Here is a 17,351-nt window from a genome sequence, read left to right as displayed (position 1 = left end):
GCAATGAGCCCATGTCAGCCGCGTTTGATGCCTTCGAGGAAGGCTGCGGCGAGGACGTGGCCGCTGACGGCGGTGAGGACGTCGGGGAGGCCGGTCAAGGGATGGTCGGCGGGGACGGGGGTGCTGAGGGCGTACAGGTGGAAGCCGTAGTGGTGGAGGCCGTGGCCGGGGAGGGGGCGGGGGCCGAGGTAGCCGGTGCGGCCGCGGACGCAGGGGGCGTACCTGATGGCCTTGTTGTCCGGGGTGAGGTCTCCCTCTGCCAGGCCGGGGGTGGTGGCCGGGTCGAGGAGGGCGATCGTGTGGAGGCCGGGGTGGGTCATCGGGACGTCGATGTCCTCCAGGATGAACAGGAGCTGGGCGGTGCCGGCCGGGATGCCGGACCAGGCCAGGGCGGGGGCGATGTTCGGGCCGAGGTCCAGGGAGCAGTGGCGGTCGGGGATCTCGCCACCGTGGGTGAAGGCGGGGCTGGTCAGCGTGATCGTGCGGGTGGTGGCCAGTTGCGGGGCGTTGCGGACGCTGTGCTGGAGGTCGGGGCGTTTGTTGCGCAGCAGGCGGCCGAGCCGGGTAGAGGATCGTGGTGAGGACGCTCATCGTTCTCCTGGGGGCTGCTCGGGTGATCTGTAGTAATACTATGGAGTTGGTTAGTTATACTTGGCAACTGTGCGTGAGACATCCCACGAGCTCGGCGCCGACCTGCAGGCCGCGGTGGCCCGGATCTACAGCCGGTTCCGCTCCGAGCGCTCGGACGGTGAGCTCGGCGACGCCGCCGTCGGCGTGCTCATCGCGCTGGCCAAGAGCGGCGCGCTGACGCTGACCGAGCTCAGCGAGCGGGCCCGGGTCACCACCGGGTCGATGAGCCAGACCGTCAACCGTTTGGTCGCCGGCGGCTACGTCGAGCGCGACCGGGACCCGGCCGACGGACGGCGCATGCTCATCGGGGCGACGCCGGCAGGCGCGGAGATCGCTGCCGCCGCCCGGGCGCATCGGCGGAGTTGGCTCGACGCGCGCCTCGCCGAGCTCACCCCCGCCGAACGGGCCACCCTGGCGGAGGCGTCAGCCCTGATCAGGCGGATCGCGGACTCGTGACCCGGCGGCGGTCTCCCGACCCGGCCGTGGTGTCCTGACCCGGCGGCGAGAGTCTCCTGGCCCGGGGAGAGTTTTATAAGGTTGGCGGGGGTCTCAGGAGATGGCTCCTGAGCCGGCGGCCAGGTAGATACCGGGGGTCTGGCCGGTGATGCGGCGGAACGCGGTGATGAAGGCGCTGGGCCGGCGGTAGCCGACGGCGCGGGCGGTGGCGTTGACGGGGGTGCCCGTGGCCAGCAGGGGGACGGCGGCGCGGATGCGGGCGTGGGTGCGCCAGGCCGCGAAGGTCAGGCCGGTCTCGGTGGGGAACAGCCGGGAGAGCGTACGCACGCTGGAGTGCACGTGATCGGCCCAGTCGGCTAGTTCGCGCTGGTCGGCGGGGTCGGCCAGGAGGCGTTCCGCGATGGCCCGGGCCCGTGGATCCGCGGGCACGGTGATCGGGATGTCGTGGGTGGCCAGCGGTGTGAGCAGGGTGAACAGGAGCGCCTCGCTCGGGGTGCGGGTGGGATCGTGTGGCGCGGTCCGGTAGAGGTGCCGGATGAGCTCGCGCAGCAGCGGGCCGACGGCGACGCCGGTGGGGGCGGGCCAGGTGATCGGGCAGTGGGCGGCGTCTAGGTGGATGACCGACATCTCGCCGTGGTGCAGCACCGTCCCGCCGTGCTCGACGCCGCCGGGCACCCACAGGCCGTAGCCGGGCGGGATCAGCCAGTCCCGGGCGCCGGCGGTGCCCAGGACCGTTGCGGTCGCGCTCCACAGCAGTACCGGCTCCGGGTGGGAGTGGGTCTGCTGCAGCCCGGCGGAGGGGGTGCCCCGCTCGATGCTCAGGATCGGTGAGACGTTCACGAGATCCTTCCGGGTTGGCGTGTACGCGACATCGGATGGCCGCCATGCGCTCAACAGCCATCCTACGGTGATCAGCATGCAGCTCATCTCAACCGTTGCGGGGCTCGAGGCGATCATCGGTCAGCCGATGGACGCGGTGATGCGCAAGCAGGTGGACGCGTTCGACGAGGGGTGCCGGCGGGTGCTGGCAGCCGCCCCGGTCGCGGGTCTCGGCTACTGCGACGCGGACGGGCGGCCGCACACCACGGTGGTCGGCGGGTGGCCAGGGTTCGCCGAGGTCGAGTCGCCCCGACGGATCTCGGTGCGGTTGCCGGAGGGGGAGGCGGAGCCCGTACCCGGAGGTGGGGTGTCGTTCGCGTTCCTGTTGCCCGGGGTCGGCGAGGTGTTGCGGCTCAACGGGTCGAGCCTGGCGACGGGTACGGCGGGGCGGCTCGTCGTCGGGGTGGAGCAGGCGTATGTCCACTGTGCCCGCGCGGTGGGGCGTTCCGGGTTGTGGGCGGCGCCCCGGCCGGGTCCGGCTGCTGCAGCGCGTACCCATGAAGGGCCTCTGACCGATCCTCGGGTTGCGGCTTTCCTTGCAGCGACGCCTTTTCTGGTTGTCTCGTCGTGGGATGCCGGTGGGGGCAGCGACAGCAGTCCGCGCGGTGACAATCCGGGGTTTATCAGGGTTCTCGACGGGCGGACGCTGGCCGTGCCCGACCGGCGTGGCAACAAGCGGGCCGACACCATGCACAACCTGCTCACCGACGATCGGTTGTCGGTCGTCGCACTGGTGCCGGGGCGTCTGGAGGTGCTCCGGCTCAGCGGCCGCGCCGAGCTCACCGACGACTTGAGTCTACTGAGGACCATGGCCGTCGGGGCGCAGATCCCGCACGCGGCAATGGTTCTCACCGTTGCGGAGGCGACCGTCGGGCCGAGCGACGCCATCGCCGCGTCCCAGATGTGGGACCGGACCCGGCACGTCGACCTGAACGCCGTACCCGACCTCAATGCGCTCGCCGCGATCCACCTCGCCTCGAACATGTCGCAGGGCATCAAGGGCCGGTTGGTACGGCTGCTCGTCCGCCAGCTGGGCCGGTTCCCGAGGTTGACGCGTCCGCTGACCGCCGCCATGTTCAGCAAACAGCTGCAGAGCGAGGGATACGGGCCGAACCCGCAGACGGCACCCACGCCCGGGCGGACGGTCCGGGTCGCCGAGGTCATCCGTGAGACGGCCGACGCGACGACACTGGTGCTCGAGGACGGCGACGCGTTCGACTTCCTGCCCGGACAGTTCTTCACCCTGGTGCTCGACGTCGGCGGGCGAACCGTGCGGCGCGCGTACTCGGCGTCGTCATCGCCCGGATCCACCCGGCTCACGATCACGGTCAAGGCCACAGCCGACGGGTACGCCTCAGCGCACGTTCGCGACTCCGTCAGGCCCGGTGCCGAGCTGCGGATCCTCGGGCCCTCCGGGTCGTTCAGCGTCGACCGGCCGGCCAGGGAACTCGTACTGATGGCCGCCGGCAGTGGCATCACACCCATGATGAGCATCATCCGATCCACGCTCGCCGACCCGCACGACACCCGGATCACGCTGCTCTACGGCAACCGGACCGAGCCCGGCGTCATCTTCTCCGCCGCGCTCGCCGACCTCGTGCGGGCGCATCCCGATCGGCTGGCCGTGCACCACGTCCTTTCCCGGCCCGGTCAGCACTGGCGGGGCCGGCGCGGACGCCTCGACCAGGAGACCGTCCGGAGCCTGCTCACCGAGGTGGCGCCCGGCGACGAGGCCCACTTCTACAGCTGCGGCCCGGCCGGGATGCTGACCGGCGTGGCCGAGGTCCTCGACGGTCTCGGGGTGCCCGCCGACCGCCGTCACGAGGAAACGTTCGCAAGCCGCGCGGTCCAGGCCGGGGAGGGCACCGAGCAGACGATGACCGTCGGCGACCTGGGCACCGTCACCGTCGCCGCCGGTCAGACCCTGCTGGACGCCGGTCTCGAGGCGGCGCTGCCGATGCCTTACTCCTGCACAGTCGGCAGCTGCGGTGAGTGCCGGATCCGCTTGAGCAGCGGCGAGGTCACAATGGCCGAACCGAACTGCCTCACCCAGGCAGACCGCGACAACGGCTACATCCTCGCCTGCGTCGCCCAGCCCCGCACCGCCGTCACCGTCGAGATCACGGGCGTGCAGCGGTCCGATCAAGGCTTGCGGCCGACAGCCCCGTAGGCGGCGATGCCCCCGGGCCGCTGATCGTCAGGCAGCGGCTCGGGCCAGTCGGTGACCCACTCGACACCGGGCCCGATGAGGTCGAGGCTCGCGAAGAATTCGCTGAACTGCTCCCGGGACCGCGCGAAGGCGTCAATTCTCCCGGCTGCTACCAGGGCCCGGTACGCCGCTGCCTGCTCCGGTGAATTGCCGTCGATCGTCATGTGCGAGGCGACCAGGTAGCTGCCGGACGGCAGGGCAATGACCTTCGGGGGTGCTGGTCAGCATCGCCCTGGCGTGGGTGAGCACGAGGGGGTCGTTGTCGACGTACGCCACCCGGCTGCGGGGGTTGATGCGCTGAGCGACCTCGTGGGTGTTGTCCGCGGTGGGCAGGCCCGTCCCGATGTCGAGGAACTGGTCGATGCCCTCGGTGGCGAGGCATGCGACCGCACGTTGGAGGAACGCCCTGTTCTCTCGGGCTGTGAGTTTTGCTGAGCCGGAAACCCGTTCGAATTCCTCGCCGGACTCACGATCCACGGGGAAGTAGTCCTTGCCGCCCAGAAGGTAGTTGTAACGCCGGGCCGGGTGTGCGGTGCTCGTGTCGATCTGATGGGCGCGGGCCCAGGTCTCGTCCATTGAAGTCTTTTTGCGCCTCAGATGACCGGTCGCCAGATGTGGACCGCGTGGGCCTGATCGGCTGCGGCTGCGACCAGGGTGCCGTCGACCTCTGTGGCGGCGACGGCGGTGATCAGCTTGCCTTTGTGTGTGCTCAGTTCGGTCAGGGTGTCGTCCAGGATGGCGGTGCCGTTCTCGAAGCCGGCGACGACGACGGTGCGGTCCGCGGTGGGAACCATGACCACTGCGCCGTTGCGGGAGTGGTCGTGCTGGTCGAGGACGTGGAGGAGGGTGCCGGTGAGGGCGTCGTGGAGTTCCAGGTTGTCCATGCTCGGGCCGTCGTACTCGTAGTCCTCGGCGCTGGTGTCGCGGCCGTGCATCGTGACGATCCTTGCGTTCAGTACGCCGAGGGCAGCCACCTCGCCGCCGTCGTCGAGATGCACCGGATCGTTGACGGGTTGCCCAGCCGGCACGTCCCACAGGGCCGCCACGGAATCGGCTGTGCCCTCGGCGTCGGTGGGGTGGCCGTAGACGAAGGCCAGGAGGCGCCCGCCCGCCGCTGCCAGTGACAGGAACTGGACTACCCGGCCGACGGGAAGCCGCGTGATCTGTTCCCCCGTAACCACGTCCCAGACTCGCAGCATCTGGTCGGCTCCCGCCGCGCCGGCCAGCGCACGTCCGTCAAAGTCCACAGTGCTCACTGCGTACATCGGGATGTCGCTGTTGTGCAGTGGGGTGCCCAGGGCGGTGAGGGAGTTGGCGTCCCAGCGTTGCACGCGGCCGCTTTCGGTGACGCTGATCAGGATGTCGCGGGACGGGCCGCCGAACGCCACCCCGGTGACCCCGCCCGGGCCGGCGGTGATCGAGCCGGTGATCCGGGTGGTGGCCGCGTCCCACAGCCGGATCGTTCCGTCCGCGGAGCTGGAGGCGAAGGCGGGCCGGCCGTTCCGGACGCCGGCGACCAGGGCGGAGATCTCGCCGGTGTGTCCCGTGTCCACCGGGGGCGCGCCCAGCATCCACATCCGCGGGGCGCCTGTGGCGGCCACCGAGATCACCGTTTCCTCATCGTCCCAGCTCGCCGGCAGCAGCGCGGTGATCTCGCCGGTATGGGCGGCGAACGGGGTGCCGATGGGATCACCGGTGGTGGCGTCCCAGAGCCGGACTGTTTTGTCGAGGCCGCCGGTGACCACGACGTCGCGGCCGGACAACCGGGTGAAGGCGATGGCCGACACGGCCGCGTTGGTGTCGGACATCCGGTGGCCCTGCAGCACGGGTTCCACCTGCCGTCCGGTGGCGGGGTCCCAGAATTGCACCGGGCCGCCACGGTCACCGGCGGCGAGCAGCGTGCGGCCGCCGATCCGGCCGGTGGTGAGAACGTCGACGAACCCCAGGTTCTCGGCGTTGATACTTCCCACGATCTCACCGGTACGTGCGTCGTGGAACTCGATGCTCTGGTTGAACCGTCTCGCCACCGTGGTGCGCCCGGCGAACTCCACGAACGTCAGCGGGCTGGGCCATCGGGCGTGGCGGCGGGCCTGCTCGGGAAGCTCCTGGTAGAAGAGCGTGCGGGACGTCCGCGGATCCCACACCTGCAACGCCGCCGGGGTCAGGACGGCGAATACCGTGTGACCATCGAGGACTCCGGCCGCGACGGTCTGCACCGCCTCGCCGAACGGCGCTGTCGCCACGGGAAGACCGGATTCGAGGTCCCACAACACGCTCGTGGGGCCGCACACCAGCAGGGCGCCGCGTCCGGCGATGTCGGCGAAGCAGCAGCCCCGTTTTCGGATCTCGGCCGTGATCGCACCGGTGTAGTAGGGGCTCGGCACGAGGGCATCCGCGGCGGCGTCGAACACCAGCAGTGAGCGGTTGTGAAAGCCCGCCACCGCCGTCGCCTGGCCGTCGAGGACAGCGAGGGCGATCGCGCTGGACTTACCGAAGTTGATGCCCCGCCGTGGCGGACTGCCCGGTGCGGTGACCCAGACCTCGGTGCCGTTCCTGCCCTGGTAGCCCCACTGCACCAGGGCGGTGATCACGCCGTCCCGCAGCGACAGCCACAGGTTCTCGATGGGGCGGTCGTCGTCCGGCTCGGCGTCCCACAACGGCGGCAACTCCACCTCGCGGCCGGCGGTGACGTCCCACGCCGTCAACGGTATGCCGGCCCGTTTGCCGGCGACGAACACGACCCAGAGGTGGCCGTCGACCTCGATCGTCGCGACGTTGCTGGTGTCGTGGCCGGGGAACGGGGCCCCGACGGGCGTACCTGTGAGGGCGTCCTGCAGCAGATGGACGCGGCCCATGACGTCGTAGCGGACCTGGAGGAGCCGGCCCCCGTGGTCCACAAAGGCCTTGATGTAACCGGGCCCGTCGTGCTCGGCGATCACACCGCGGCGGGGATGTGCGGTGACCGGGCCGTTCTCGCGTTCCTGCTCCAGGCCCCGCGGCGCGTGGCCCCTCCGAGCCGTGCAGCCCCGACCGGTCCGGGATGCGGTCACCGGTCTCCAGGTCCACCACGGAGTAGTACGACCCCGCGTCGGTCGGCAACCCGTAACAGGCGAGGGCGGGCCGGCCCCCGACCGTCACCAGCGCGGCCGGCCCCACCGCCCCGAACGAATGGTCGTCGTCCAGGCCCAGCGGCGTACGCAGAACCCGGTGCGGCGCAAACGACCCGTCCAGCTCCCAGCCCTGTGTCATCGGGGCACCCTCTCACACCCTGAGGTGTGTGACACCCGGTTGTCGCAGCCCGGCGCTCGACGCAACATCTGGCTTGTGGCCGTCAGTAGGGGCAAAGACGCAAGAGACTAGAGTGGCAGGGTGCCCTACCTGCGGATCGGTGACCGTGACCTGTATTCGGAGGTTGCCGGCGAGGGCGATCCCGTCCTCCTGCTGCACGGCGGCTTCTGCTCGCTCGAGGCACTGCGCGCGCCGTCCGAAGCGCTCGTGGCGGATCACCGCGTGTTCGCTTTCGAGCGTCCCGGTCACGGCCGTTCAAAGGACATCGACGGAGAGTACGGGTACGAGCGCGGTGTCGCCGACACCCTGGCCTACCTCGACGCCGTGGGGGTCGGGCCGGCGCACATCGTCGGCTACAGCGACGGCGCGATCATCGGGCTCCTGCTCGCCCTCGACCACCCTGACCGGGTGCGCTCGCTGACGGCGATCAGTGCGAACCTCGATCCGTCGGTGTTCACGGAAGAAGCCGGCGACGGTCCGGTGCTGGACGCGGTCGGGCACGAGGAGCGGCCGGACGTCGAGCGGATGGCGTACGAGCGGCTGTCGCCGGACGGCCCCGAGCACGCGGACGTCGTACTCGCCAAGTTGTTCCGCCTCTGGACGACCGAGCCGTACATCAAGCCGGAGGAGCTGTCCCGGATCACGGCGCCCGTGCTCGTGATGTCGGGCGACCGCGACACGATCCGCCCCGGTCACAGCCTGCGCATCGCCGCGTCGATCCCCGGCGCGCAGCTGTGCATCGTGCCGGGGACCTCGCATCACCTCGTCGCCGAGCGCCCCGAAGTGGTCAGCACGCTCATCCGCGAGTTCGTGACCGGCGCAGGAGCCAGATGAAGTAGGGCGCCCCGACCAGGGCCATCATCAGCCCGGCGGGGATCTGCGAGGGGGCGATCACCGTACGCCCGAGCGCATCGGCCACGCAGACGAGCAGCCCGCCGATCAGCATGGCGACCGGGATGATCCGCCCGTGCCGGACACCGACGAGGCTGCGGGCGATGTGCGGGGCGACGAGCCCGACGAAGCCGACCACGCCGACCGCGACCACGCTCACCGCCGCCGTGACCGCGGCGATGGTGAGCAGACTGAGTCGCGCGCCCTCCCGGCGTACCCCGAAAATCTTGGGGGTGTCCTCGTCGATCGCCAGCAGGTCGAGCTGGCGACGCATCCCCAGAACCACCGGGGTGGCGAGGAGCAGCACGACCGCGACCGGGAGAACGTCGGCGAACGTGCGGCCGTAGGTCGTGCCCGAGAGCCAGGTGAGGATCCGGGGTGTGTCCCACGGGTCGGCGCGCAGCAGCAGGAACGTGCTGATGTCGCTGAGCGCGTAGCCGCAGCCGATGCCGATCAGCAGGAACCGGTCGGGCAGGAGCCCGCCGCGCCAGGCCAGCGTGGCGATGAGGGCGAACGTGCCGAGTCCCAGGGCGACGGCCATGACGATGAGGGCGGTCCGGCCGCCGCCGATGCTCGAGGTCACCACGATCACCGCGCCGAGGCCCGCACCGGCGGTGATGCCGAGGACGCCCGGTTCGGCCAGTGGATTGCGTACGGTGCCCTGCACGACCGTTCCGGAGAGCGCGAGTGCCGCACCGGCCGCGATGGCAGCGGCGACGCGGGGGGCGCGGTCGTCGAGGGCGCTGCCGATCAGGTCCGGCGCGGTGCCCTGGAGCCAGAGCAGGACGTCACCGGTGCGCAGCCACAGGCTGCCGGCGAGCAGACCCGTCAGCGCCGTCGCGACGAGCAGCACCGCGACCACGGCCATGACGGTGAGGAAGCGGCGGCGCGAGCGGATGGCCACGTGTGCCCGGGGCGCGTCCCGTGCCGCTCCCGAATCGCGCAGCCGCAGCGCGAGGACCACGATGACCACGGCGCCGAGCAGCGAGGTCGGCACCCCGGTGGGGATGGACGCCGCCGCCTGGGGGCCGAGGACCGCACGGAGCACGGCGTCCGCGAGGAGCACCAGCAGCGCCCCGGCGAGCCCGCACGCGGGGATCAGGAACACGTGCCGGCCCAGCACGCCGATGCGGGTGGCGGCGAGGCGTACGGCGACCGGCGCCGCCAGGCCGACGAACGCGAGGGGCCCGGCGAGCGTCACCGAGATGCTCGTCAGCAGGACGGCGCAGAGCACGGCGACAACCCGGGTCGTGCGGATCGGTACGCCGAGCGAGGCCGCCGCGTCGTCGCCGAGGCCGAGCACGTCGAGCCGCCGCGACAGCAGCAGGACGACGGCGAGCACCACGACGATGACCGGGACGGCGCGCATGGCCGCGTCGATGTTCAGCTGCGCGAGCGAGCCGCTGCCCCACGCGTACAAGCCGGTGGTGCTGTCCTTGAACAGGATCAGCAGCATCGCGGTCGCCGCGTCGAGCGCCATCGCGACCGCGGAACCGGCCAGGATCAGCCGCGTCGACGCGGCGCCCGAGGCGGCACCGACGAGGCCGAGCACGAGCCCCGCGGCCAGCAGCCCACCACCGAACGCCACGGCGCCCGAGGCCCACAGCGGGACGGCGAGATTGAACGCGGCGACCACGCACAGCGCGAAGTAGGCCCCGGCGGTGACCGCGAGGGTGTCCGGGGCGGCCAGCGCGTTGCGGGTGACCGACTGGAGCAGTGCCCCGGCCGAGCCGAGCGCCACACCGACCGCGATCCCGGCGAAGACGCGGGGCAGCCGGGAGCCGGTCACCACGTCCGCGATCGGTACGCCGCCGACGTCCTCCCGCGCCCCGAACAGATAGCGCAGCAGGTCCCAGGACCCGACCCCGGACGTTCCCTGGGTCACGTGCCACAGCCCGACGACGACAACCGCGACGAGCAGGACAACCAGGACAGCTGCCCCGCTCACGCCACGACGGGCTCTCACCCCTTGGTCAGGATCTTGGTGTACGCGTCGATCGCCTGCTCGTTCGACAACGGTCCACCGGCTCCCCAGACGCCCGCGGGGAACGGGTACGCCCGCCCCTCCTTCACAGCGGGGAGCGCCGTCCAGATCGAGCTCTTGCGCAGCTCCGGAACGTAGCTCTCCGGGGTCTGGTCGTCGGAGTAGAACAGCGTCGCGGCGCCGACGGCGGTGAGGCCCTCGATGTCGGTCTGCGCGAGGCCGTACGCGGGGTCGACGCCGCCGCTGCCGTAGGCCTTGTTGACGGCGTCCGTCCACGCCGGGGTCAGGCCGAGCTGCTCGCCGAGCTCGGTGAACAGGGCGCCCTTGCCGTACGGGCGGATGACGACGTTGCCCCCCTCGATCCAGCCGTCGAAGAACAGGAAGTCCTTGGCGGTGACGTTCGCGGCGGCCACCTTCGTCTTGGCCTGCGCGAGGTGCTCGTCGAACTGCCGCAGGACGAGGTCGGCGCGTTCGGTGCGGCCGGTCGCCGTACCGATCATCGAGAAGACCTTTTTCATGTTCGCGATCTGGCCGGTGGCGTCGGCGCCGACCGTGGCGAGCACGGGGACGCCCCGCTTCTCGAGCTTGGTGATCAGCTCGTCGTCGGCCTTGAACGCCTCGACGATGATGAGGTCGGGCTTCGTCGCGTAGAGCGCGTCGAGGTCGGGCTCACCGCGCTCGCCGGTGTCGGCGACGTTCGCGGGCAGCGTCTCGGCCTTGACGTAGGTCGCGTATCCCTTCGCGTCGGCGACCGCGACGGGGGTGAGGCACAGCGTGAGCACGTCCTCGGTCTGCTGCCACTCCAGCACCGCGACCCGCTGGGCGGGCTTGGCGAGCTCCACCTTGCGCCCGACGCCGTCCGTCATCGACACCGGGCCGGTCGCGGTCGAGGTGGTGTCGTCGGCGCAGGTCTGCGACGCGGGGGCGGACGGGCCGCCGGCGGCGGGTTCGCCGACCTTCGTGGTGCCGCAGGCCGTGATCGTGGCGGCTGCCACGGCGAGCATCGCCGCGGTGGCCGTCAGGCGGTTGACAAGGATCATGCGAGTTTCTCTCCTGAGGTGGTGCTGGTGTTTCGGTTGCGGGCGGGATGCCGCCCGACGGGGTCGATGCGCAGGCGCCCGGTGCTCTCGTCGACGCCGACCTCGACGCGCAGGTCGTAGACCTGGCTGAGGTTCTCGGCGGTGAGCACGTCCAGGGGGTCGCCCGCGGCGTGGATGCGCCCGGCGTGCAGGAGCAGGAGCGTGTCGGCGACCCGCGCGGCGTGGTCGAGGTCGTGCAGGACGATGCCGACGGCGACACCGTGCTCGTCGGCGAGATCGCGGACCAGGTCGAGCGTCTCGATCTGGTAGCGCAGGTCCAGGTGGTTCGTCGGCTCGTCGAGCAGCACGACGCCGGTCTCCTGGGCGACGCACGCGGCGAGCCAGACGCGTTGCATCTCGCCGCCGGAGAGTTCACCGACGGCGCGTTCGGCCATGTCGCGTACGCCGGTGACCTCCATCGCACGGCTGATCGCGCCGCGGTCCGCGGGCGACGGCCCGGCGAAGCGGCGCCGGTGCGGGTGGCGCCCGAACGACACGACCTCGCTCACCTTCAGCCCGTGCGGGGCCTGCCGCGACTGTGAGAACAGCGTGACCTCCCGCGCGAACTGGCGTGCGCTGAGCAGCGACACCGCGCGCGCCGGCCGCCCGTCGTGGTGACGCAGCACGACCTCGCCGCCGTCGGCGCGGTGCAGCCGGGCGAGGGCGCGCAGCAGGGTCGACTTGCCGCTGCCGTTCGGCCCGATCAGCGCCGTCACCTCCCCTGACGTCAGCGCGACCGAGACGCCGTGGACCACAGCCGTCTTTCCGTAGCGCAGGTCGAGGTGCTCACCGTGCAGATCCGTCGCCAGTCCGGCGGGCCCACGCCGGGGCTCGTGCGTCGTGGACATCGATCGGCTCCGCATCACAGGGGCAGCAGGCCCTCGTGAGTAAGGGTTGCCTTGCCTTACGGGAGGCTAGGTGAGGTTCAGGCTGACGGCAATCCCGCACTCAGGACAGGCGATACGGGATTCCGGACATCAAGCGCGATACGTGGGCGCCACGGCACCGGGAGTCACCTTCATCACGCGCCGGAACGCGGCTATGAACGTGCTGGGCTGCGAATACCCGAGCCGTTCGGAGACCTCCCGCACATCCGCGCCCGCGGACAACAGAGCCAATGCTTCGTGTACGCGCAGAGCCTGCCGCCACTGCGCGAAAGACAACCCGGTCGCCCCGCGGAACGCCCGCGTCACCGTCCGATCGCTCAGCCCCAGCTGCGCCGCCCATTCCTGCAGCCCGCGACCGTCGGAGGGATCCGCGAGCAGCGCCTCGGCGATCGGGTCGATCCGTGGATCCCCGGGCAGCTCCAGCGCGAACTGCCGGTCCGTCGGATCGAGGACGTCGAACACGACCGCCTCGGTCCGTGCCCGCGCGCCGGCGTCGAGATCCTTGCGGGCCAGGCGCACCAGCAACGACTCCAGCAGGGGAGTCACCGTGATCGACGTCGGCCCCGCGAACTCCACCGGGGTGCGGCCGGGGGCGAAGAACGCGTCGTGCAGCTCGGCGCCGGCGGTCAGCCTGCCCCCGTGGACCACGCCGGCGGGCAGCCACAACCCCCAGCCGGGTGGCACGGTGTAGATCCTGTTCCCGATCCGCGAGGTCAGCGTCCCGCCGCGCACCCACACCAGCTCGTGCATCGGGTGCGCGTGCGGCGACCACTCCGTCGCGGACCCCGGCACCTCCGACTCGGCGACGATCGCGAGCGGCGCCGGATCCCCCGCCGACACGGCCCGGCGCACCACCGTCCCCGGCTCCCGCCGCCATGTGCCCAGCCCCAGGTCATCGCGGTCGGGCGGCATCATGCCGACGAGCGTACGGCGTGTCGGAATTCCCGCCCTTCCCGGTCGTGGATGTCGATTTTCCGGGAAGCGGCCCTACTGGCTCGCCATGATCACCGCCGGTCCGGATTCTGATGAGCCGAACCGAAGGGAGTTCCGCCTCCATGGCGAACACAAGAAAGCTCGGACCCACTCTGGTGATGGCGTGCATCGGGGTGTTCGTGGCGTACCTGCCCGTCACCACGGTGTCGGTGAGCCTGCCCGCCATCCAGCGCGGCCTGGGCGCGTCGACGTCGGACCTGTCGTGGGTGTCGGACGCGTTCGTGCTGCCGATGGCTGCGCTGATCCTGACCGCCGGTGTCTTCGGCGATGTTCACGGACGTAAGAAGGTGTTCCAGGCGGGGCTGCTGCTCTGCACGATCGGTGCCGCGATCGCCCTGTGCGCGACGTCGATCCAGGTGGTGTGGATCGGGCAGGTCTTCGCCGGCATGGGTGCCGCCGCTCTGTTGCCGGCCACCCTCGCGCTGATCAGTCACGCGGTGCCGGACCCGCGGGAACGCGGTAGATACATCAGCTACTGGGCCACGGCGTTGCTGCTGGCCCTGGCGACCGGTCCGTTGCTGGCCGGCCTGATCCTCGATCACGTGGGGTGGCGCTGGATCTATCTGGTGACGATCCCGGTCGCCCTGATCACCCTCGCGGTGTCGGTGCCGCTGGTGACGGACTCCCGGGCTCCGGGTGAGCGGCATCTGGACTGGCCGGGGCAGCTCACGGTGATGGTGGCGATCGTCGCGCTGGTGTACGGCGTCATCGAGGGCGGCGCGGACTCGTTCACCAGCCCCGAGGTGACCGTGGCGTTCGTGGTGGCGGCGGTGTTCCTGGTCGCGTTCGTCCTGGTCGAGCGGCGTAGTGATGCGCCGATGCTGAGCCCGGCGTTGTTCCGCAGCAGAGGGTTCACCGCGACGGCGCTGGTCGCGATGATCACGTTCATGGGTGTGATCGGCAGCGTCTTCGTGCTCAGCCTGTACTTCGGGCTGGCGCAGCAGCTGACCACGATGCAGGCCGGGCTGCGGTTGCTGACGTTCACGGTCGTACCCATCGTGCTCGGTCCGGTGTTCGCGCGGCTGATGCACCGGATCCCGGTGCGTTTCCTGCTCAGCGGCGGGCTGCTGGTCGCGGGCATCGCGGCGGTCACCCTGACGACGGTGGATGCGGACACGTCGTTCGCGGGGATCGGGTGGCGGCTGGCGTTGTTCGGGCTCGGGCTGGGTGCGGTGCTGACGCCGATGACGGCCACGGCGGTCAGCTCGGTGCCGTACCAGCTGGCGGGGATGGCCGCGGCGGGTAACAACGCGTTCCGTCAGTTCGGTGGGGCGCTGGGCCCGGCGGTGCTGGGTGCGTTGCTGACCAGCCGGGCGGCGAGCACGCTGCCGCAGCATCTGACGGACGCGGGCGTCGATGCCGGCTCACGCCAGGTCGCCCGGCAGGCCATGGAGGGCTCGGGCTTCCAGGCGGTCGCGGGCCAGGATTACGGTACGCAGCAAGGCGCCGTCCTGGGTTCCCTCGGCGACTCGTTCCTCGACGGAATGCACCTCGCGATGACCGTTTCCGCGGGACTGCTGATCCTCGCCGCCCTCGTCGCGGTGACCCTGCTGCGCCGCCCCTCGTCGCCGGCCCCGGCGCCGCAGATCCCGGTACCCGCCGAACCAGTTCCGGCCTGATCCTAGGCTCGAAACCGTGACCAACCGTACGCTCGACGAGCTCGACCTGAAGCTGTTGCAGGCGCTGCAGCTCGACGGGCGGGCACCGTTCAACCGGATCGCCGCGGTGCTCGGCGTCTCCGACCAGACCGTCGCACGCCGCTTCCGCAAGCTGCGCGCGACGGTCGGGTTGCGGGTGCTGGGGATGACCGACGAACTCCGCCTGGGCCGGTCGAGCTGGCTTGTGCGGATGCAGTGCACCCCCGACGCGGCCGAGAAGCTGGCCGACGCGCTGGCCCGGCGTGCGGACACGTCATACGTCGCGCTGATCTCCGGTGGCACCGAGGTCGTCTGCTCGATGAAGCCCCGCAACCGCGCCGACCGCGACGAACTGCTCCTCGATCGGCTGCAGCGCACCCCGCGGGTCATCGGGCTCAACGCCTACTGCATCCTGCACCGCTTCTACGGCGACCGGCTCGGCTGGCTGGGCAAGGCCAGCGCGCTGACACCCGCCGAGGAGTCGGCGCTACGACCCGGACCGGTCGAGCCGCCGCCGGGAACAGCCACGGTCGATGCCGTCGACGAGGTACTGCTCGCCGCGCTGTTCCACGACGGCCGGGCCACCATCGCCCAGCTGCAGTCCGAGTCGGGGCATTCCGAGGACGTCGTGCACCGGCGCCTGGAACGGCTGCGCGCGGAGGGAGTGCTCTATTACGGGGTGCAGTACTCCCCGGAGCTCATGGGGCACGACGTCGGAGCGATGCTGTGGCTGACGGTGGCCCCGGCCGCGCTGTCCACGGTCGGCCGCGCGCTCGCCGGGCACCGCGAGGTCGAGTTCGCCGCCGCGTCCACCGGACGGGTCAACATCGTTGCCGCCGTCCGGTGCCGCGGGACCGAGGAGTTGTACGCGTACCTCACCGACAGGATCGGGGCCCTGGACGGCGTACTCATGGTGGAGAGCGCTCTGATCCTGCGCCAGATCAAGCAGCTGGCGCTCTCCGGTGTGCCCTCTGGTGGGCGCGCAGGGTATTGACCATGAGCATGGCGGTGCTCATGGGGCCGACGTCACCGGGCGGGTGGGGGTCGCCCTCGAGCATCAGCGTCCTGTTGCGCCGCACGGACACTGACCCGAGTGCCGGCGGGCCGGTCCGACCGGCCCGCCGGAGGGGGACTCTGCCAATACCCCTTTCGGTAATGACTCCCTGTCTACGGGGTAGTGATGTCTGCTGAGACTGACCATCGGCCCCCTATCCCGGAAGCGTGGGAATCATGCACAGTGCCAAGCTCGGAGACCTCGACGTCGGCCGCATCGGCCTCGGTGCGATGGGCATGTCGCACGGATACACCGGATCCGGCAGCGACGACGCCGAGTCGATCCGCACCATTCACCGGGCGATCGAGCTCGGCGTCACCCTGATCGACACCGCCGAGGTGTACGGCCCGTATGTCAACGAGGAGCTCGTCGGCAAGGCGCTCCAAGGCCGCCGTGACCAGGTCGTACTGGCCACCAAGTTCGGCCTCATCTCGCACACCGGCCGCAGTGCGGGGTCGGCCGACAGCAGCCCGCAGAGCATCCGCACCGCTGTCGAGGGCTCGCTCAAGCGGCTCGGCACCGATCACATCGACCTGTACTACCAGCACCGGGTCGACCCGGACACCCCGATCGAGGACACCGTCGGCGCTCTGGCCGAGCTGGTGAAGGAGGGCAAGATCCGGCACATCGGGTTGTCCGAGGCGTGGATCCCGACGATTCGCCGGGCGCATGAAGTGCACCCGATCTCCGCGTTGCAGTCGGAGTATTCGTTGTGGACGCGGGACCAGGATGAGGTGCTGCCGGTGTTGCGGGAGCTGGGGATCGGGCTGGTGGCGTACTCTCCGCTGGGTCGTGGGTTCCTCACCGGGGCGCTGCGGACGCCGGCGGATGTCGAGAAGCTGGACGACAGCGACTTCCGCAAGACCCACCCGCGTTTCACCGGGGAGAATTTCCAGCGGAATCTGGCGATCGCTGACGAGGTTCAGAAGGTCGCCGAGCAGGTGGGTGCGACCGCGGGTCAGGTCGCGCTGGCGTGGCTGCTCGCCAAGGGCAACGACGTCGTCCCGATCCCGGGCACCAAGCGGGTCAGCCGGGTGGAGGAGAACACCGCCGCGGACGCGGTCACCCTCACGGCGGAGCAGCTCGCGACGCTTGACGCGCTGCCGGTCGCCGAGGGTGGTCACCACACCGACGAGCAGATGAAGATGATCGAGCGCTGAGCCATAGCGGCGACGATTTCACTCGAGGGTGATCTCCGCCAGCGGGCTGCCGGTCAGCCAGTATCGGCCGGCTGCCCGGTAGCGCCAGGTCTCGATGCGTCGTGGCTGCCCGGAGCGGCGCCCGATCGTGGTGATCTCCACGGTTCGCTGCCGGTCCAGCGCCTGTCGTACCTCGTCGGTGTCCGTCACGTGGTCATGCTGCGA

At 70.8% G+C, this 17,351-nt stretch carries 16 protein-coding genes; 6 read left to right on the top strand and 10 right to left on the bottom strand.

The window, feature by feature from the left end:
- Positions 1-14: 14 nt before the first annotated feature.
- Positions 15-473 (bottom strand): YbhB/YbcL family Raf kinase inhibitor-like protein, encoded by a 459-nt coding sequence (locus Ahu01nite_RS44125; protein ID WP_498370815.1) that lies wholly within the window; start codon positions 471-473, stop codon positions 15-17.
- Positions 474-660: 187 nt separating this feature from the next.
- Here Ahu01nite_RS44125 and Ahu01nite_RS44120 point away from each other — a divergent pair, with 187 nt between their 5' ends.
- Positions 661-1,086 carry a MarR family winged helix-turn-helix transcriptional regulator gene (locus Ahu01nite_RS44120; RefSeq protein WP_203842752.1) on the top strand — a complete coding sequence of 142 codons (426 nt, stop codon included), beginning with the start codon at positions 661-663 and terminating at the stop codon, positions 1,084-1,086.
- A gap of 93 nt (positions 1,087-1,179) precedes the next feature.
- Here Ahu01nite_RS44120 and Ahu01nite_RS44115 read toward each other — a convergent pair whose 3' ends face one another.
- Positions 1,180-1,926: a helix-turn-helix domain-containing protein gene (locus tag Ahu01nite_RS44115; protein ID WP_203842751.1), complete on the bottom strand. Its 747-nt coding sequence runs from the start codon at positions 1,924-1,926 to the stop codon at positions 1,180-1,182.
- Between the two features lie 76 nt (positions 1,927-2,002).
- On the opposite strand from Ahu01nite_RS44115, the gene Ahu01nite_RS44110 reads away from it, so the two are divergent.
- Positions 2,003-4,135 (top strand): 2Fe-2S iron-sulfur cluster-binding protein, encoded by a 2,133-nt coding sequence (locus Ahu01nite_RS44110; RefSeq protein ID WP_203842750.1) that lies wholly within the window; start codon positions 2,003-2,005, stop codon positions 4,133-4,135.
- On the opposite strand, the gene Ahu01nite_RS51735 is transcribed toward Ahu01nite_RS44110, so the two are convergent.
- The 3 genes from Ahu01nite_RS51735 to Ahu01nite_RS44100 are packed head-to-tail and all read right to left on the bottom strand — an operon-like array spanning position 4,108 to position 7,224.
- Complete coding sequence (locus Ahu01nite_RS51735; RefSeq protein ID WP_307794741.1) at positions 4,108-4,338, bottom strand: SAM-dependent methyltransferase; 231 nt, start codon at positions 4,336-4,338, stop codon at positions 4,108-4,110. The two genes, Ahu01nite_RS44110 and Ahu01nite_RS51735, sit on opposite strands and share 28 nt — an antisense overlap.
- Positions 4,268-4,750 carry an SAM-dependent methyltransferase gene (locus Ahu01nite_RS44105; RefSeq protein ID WP_307794740.1) on the bottom strand — a complete coding sequence of 161 codons (483 nt, stop codon included), beginning with the start codon at positions 4,748-4,750 and terminating at the stop codon, positions 4,268-4,270. Before Ahu01nite_RS44105 ends, Ahu01nite_RS51735 begins: the two co-directional genes overlap by 71 nt.
- A gap of 17 nt (positions 4,751-4,767) precedes the next feature.
- Complete coding sequence (locus tag Ahu01nite_RS44100) at positions 4,768-7,224, bottom strand: WD40 repeat domain-containing protein (protein ID WP_203842749.1); 2,457 nt, start codon at positions 7,222-7,224, stop codon at positions 4,768-4,770.
- A gap of 319 nt (positions 7,225-7,543) precedes the next feature.
- Here Ahu01nite_RS44100 and Ahu01nite_RS44095 point away from each other — a divergent pair, with 319 nt between their 5' ends.
- The gene (locus tag Ahu01nite_RS44095; RefSeq protein ID WP_239159630.1) at positions 7,544-8,296 is read left to right on the top strand and encodes an alpha/beta fold hydrolase; all 753 of its coding nucleotides are present in this window, start codon (positions 7,544-7,546) and stop codon (positions 8,294-8,296) included.
- Here the strand turns inward: Ahu01nite_RS44095 and Ahu01nite_RS44090 are convergent.
- From Ahu01nite_RS44090 to Ahu01nite_RS44075, 4 genes are all read right to left on the bottom strand, one after another.
- On the bottom strand, positions 8,259-10,301 hold the full coding sequence (locus Ahu01nite_RS44090) for an iron ABC transporter permease (protein WP_239159629.1): 2,043 nt from the start codon (positions 10,299-10,301) through the stop codon (positions 8,259-8,261). The two genes, Ahu01nite_RS44095 and Ahu01nite_RS44090, sit on opposite strands and share 38 nt — an antisense overlap.
- Before the next feature lie 14 nt (positions 10,302-10,315).
- On the bottom strand, positions 10,316-11,377 hold the full coding sequence (locus Ahu01nite_RS44085) for an iron-siderophore ABC transporter substrate-binding protein (RefSeq protein ID WP_203842747.1): 1,062 nt from the start codon (positions 11,375-11,377) through the stop codon (positions 10,316-10,318).
- On the bottom strand, positions 11,374-12,264 hold the full coding sequence (locus Ahu01nite_RS44080) for an ABC transporter ATP-binding protein (RefSeq protein WP_203842746.1): 891 nt from the start codon (positions 12,262-12,264) through the stop codon (positions 11,374-11,376). Before Ahu01nite_RS44080 ends, Ahu01nite_RS44085 begins: the two co-directional genes overlap by 4 nt.
- 129 nt (positions 12,265-12,393) lie before the next feature.
- The gene (locus Ahu01nite_RS44075; RefSeq protein WP_203842745.1) at positions 12,394-13,218 is read right to left on the bottom strand and encodes a helix-turn-helix domain-containing protein; all 825 of its coding nucleotides are present in this window, start codon (positions 13,216-13,218) and stop codon (positions 12,394-12,396) included.
- 140 nt (positions 13,219-13,358) lie between these two features.
- Here Ahu01nite_RS44075 and Ahu01nite_RS44070 point away from each other — a divergent pair, with 140 nt between their 5' ends.
- The 3 genes from Ahu01nite_RS44070 (at position 13,359) to Ahu01nite_RS44060 (ending at position 17,147) form a co-directional block, all read left to right on the top strand.
- Complete coding sequence (locus Ahu01nite_RS44070) at positions 13,359-14,915, top strand: MFS transporter (RefSeq protein WP_203842744.1); 1,557 nt, start codon at positions 13,359-13,361, stop codon at positions 14,913-14,915.
- A 16-nt stretch (positions 14,916-14,931) separates the two neighbouring features.
- Positions 14,932-15,927, top strand: coding sequence for an Lrp/AsnC family transcriptional regulator (locus Ahu01nite_RS44065; protein ID WP_203842743.1), 996 nt, complete (start codon positions 14,932-14,934; stop codon positions 15,925-15,927).
- A gap of 236 nt (positions 15,928-16,163) precedes the next feature.
- The gene (locus Ahu01nite_RS44060) at positions 16,164-17,147 is read left to right on the top strand and encodes an aldo/keto reductase (protein WP_203842742.1); all 984 of its coding nucleotides are present in this window, start codon (positions 16,164-16,166) and stop codon (positions 17,145-17,147) included.
- 18 nt (positions 17,148-17,165) lie between these two features.
- Here the strand turns inward: Ahu01nite_RS44060 and Ahu01nite_RS44055 are convergent, their stop codons facing one another.
- Positions 17,166-17,336: a PNPOx family protein gene (locus tag Ahu01nite_RS44055; protein ID WP_239159628.1), complete on the bottom strand. Its 171-nt coding sequence runs from the start codon at positions 17,334-17,336 to the stop codon at positions 17,166-17,168.
- Positions 17,337-17,351: the final 15 nt, after the last annotated feature.

The organism is Winogradskya humida (assembly GCF_016862215.1).
GTDB classification, from domain to species: domain Bacteria; phylum Actinomycetota; class Actinomycetes; order Mycobacteriales; family Micromonosporaceae; genus Actinoplanes; species Actinoplanes humidus.
The sequence above is the reverse complement of the archived record's forward strand: the minus strand, read 5'-3'. Positions and strand labels throughout refer to the sequence as shown.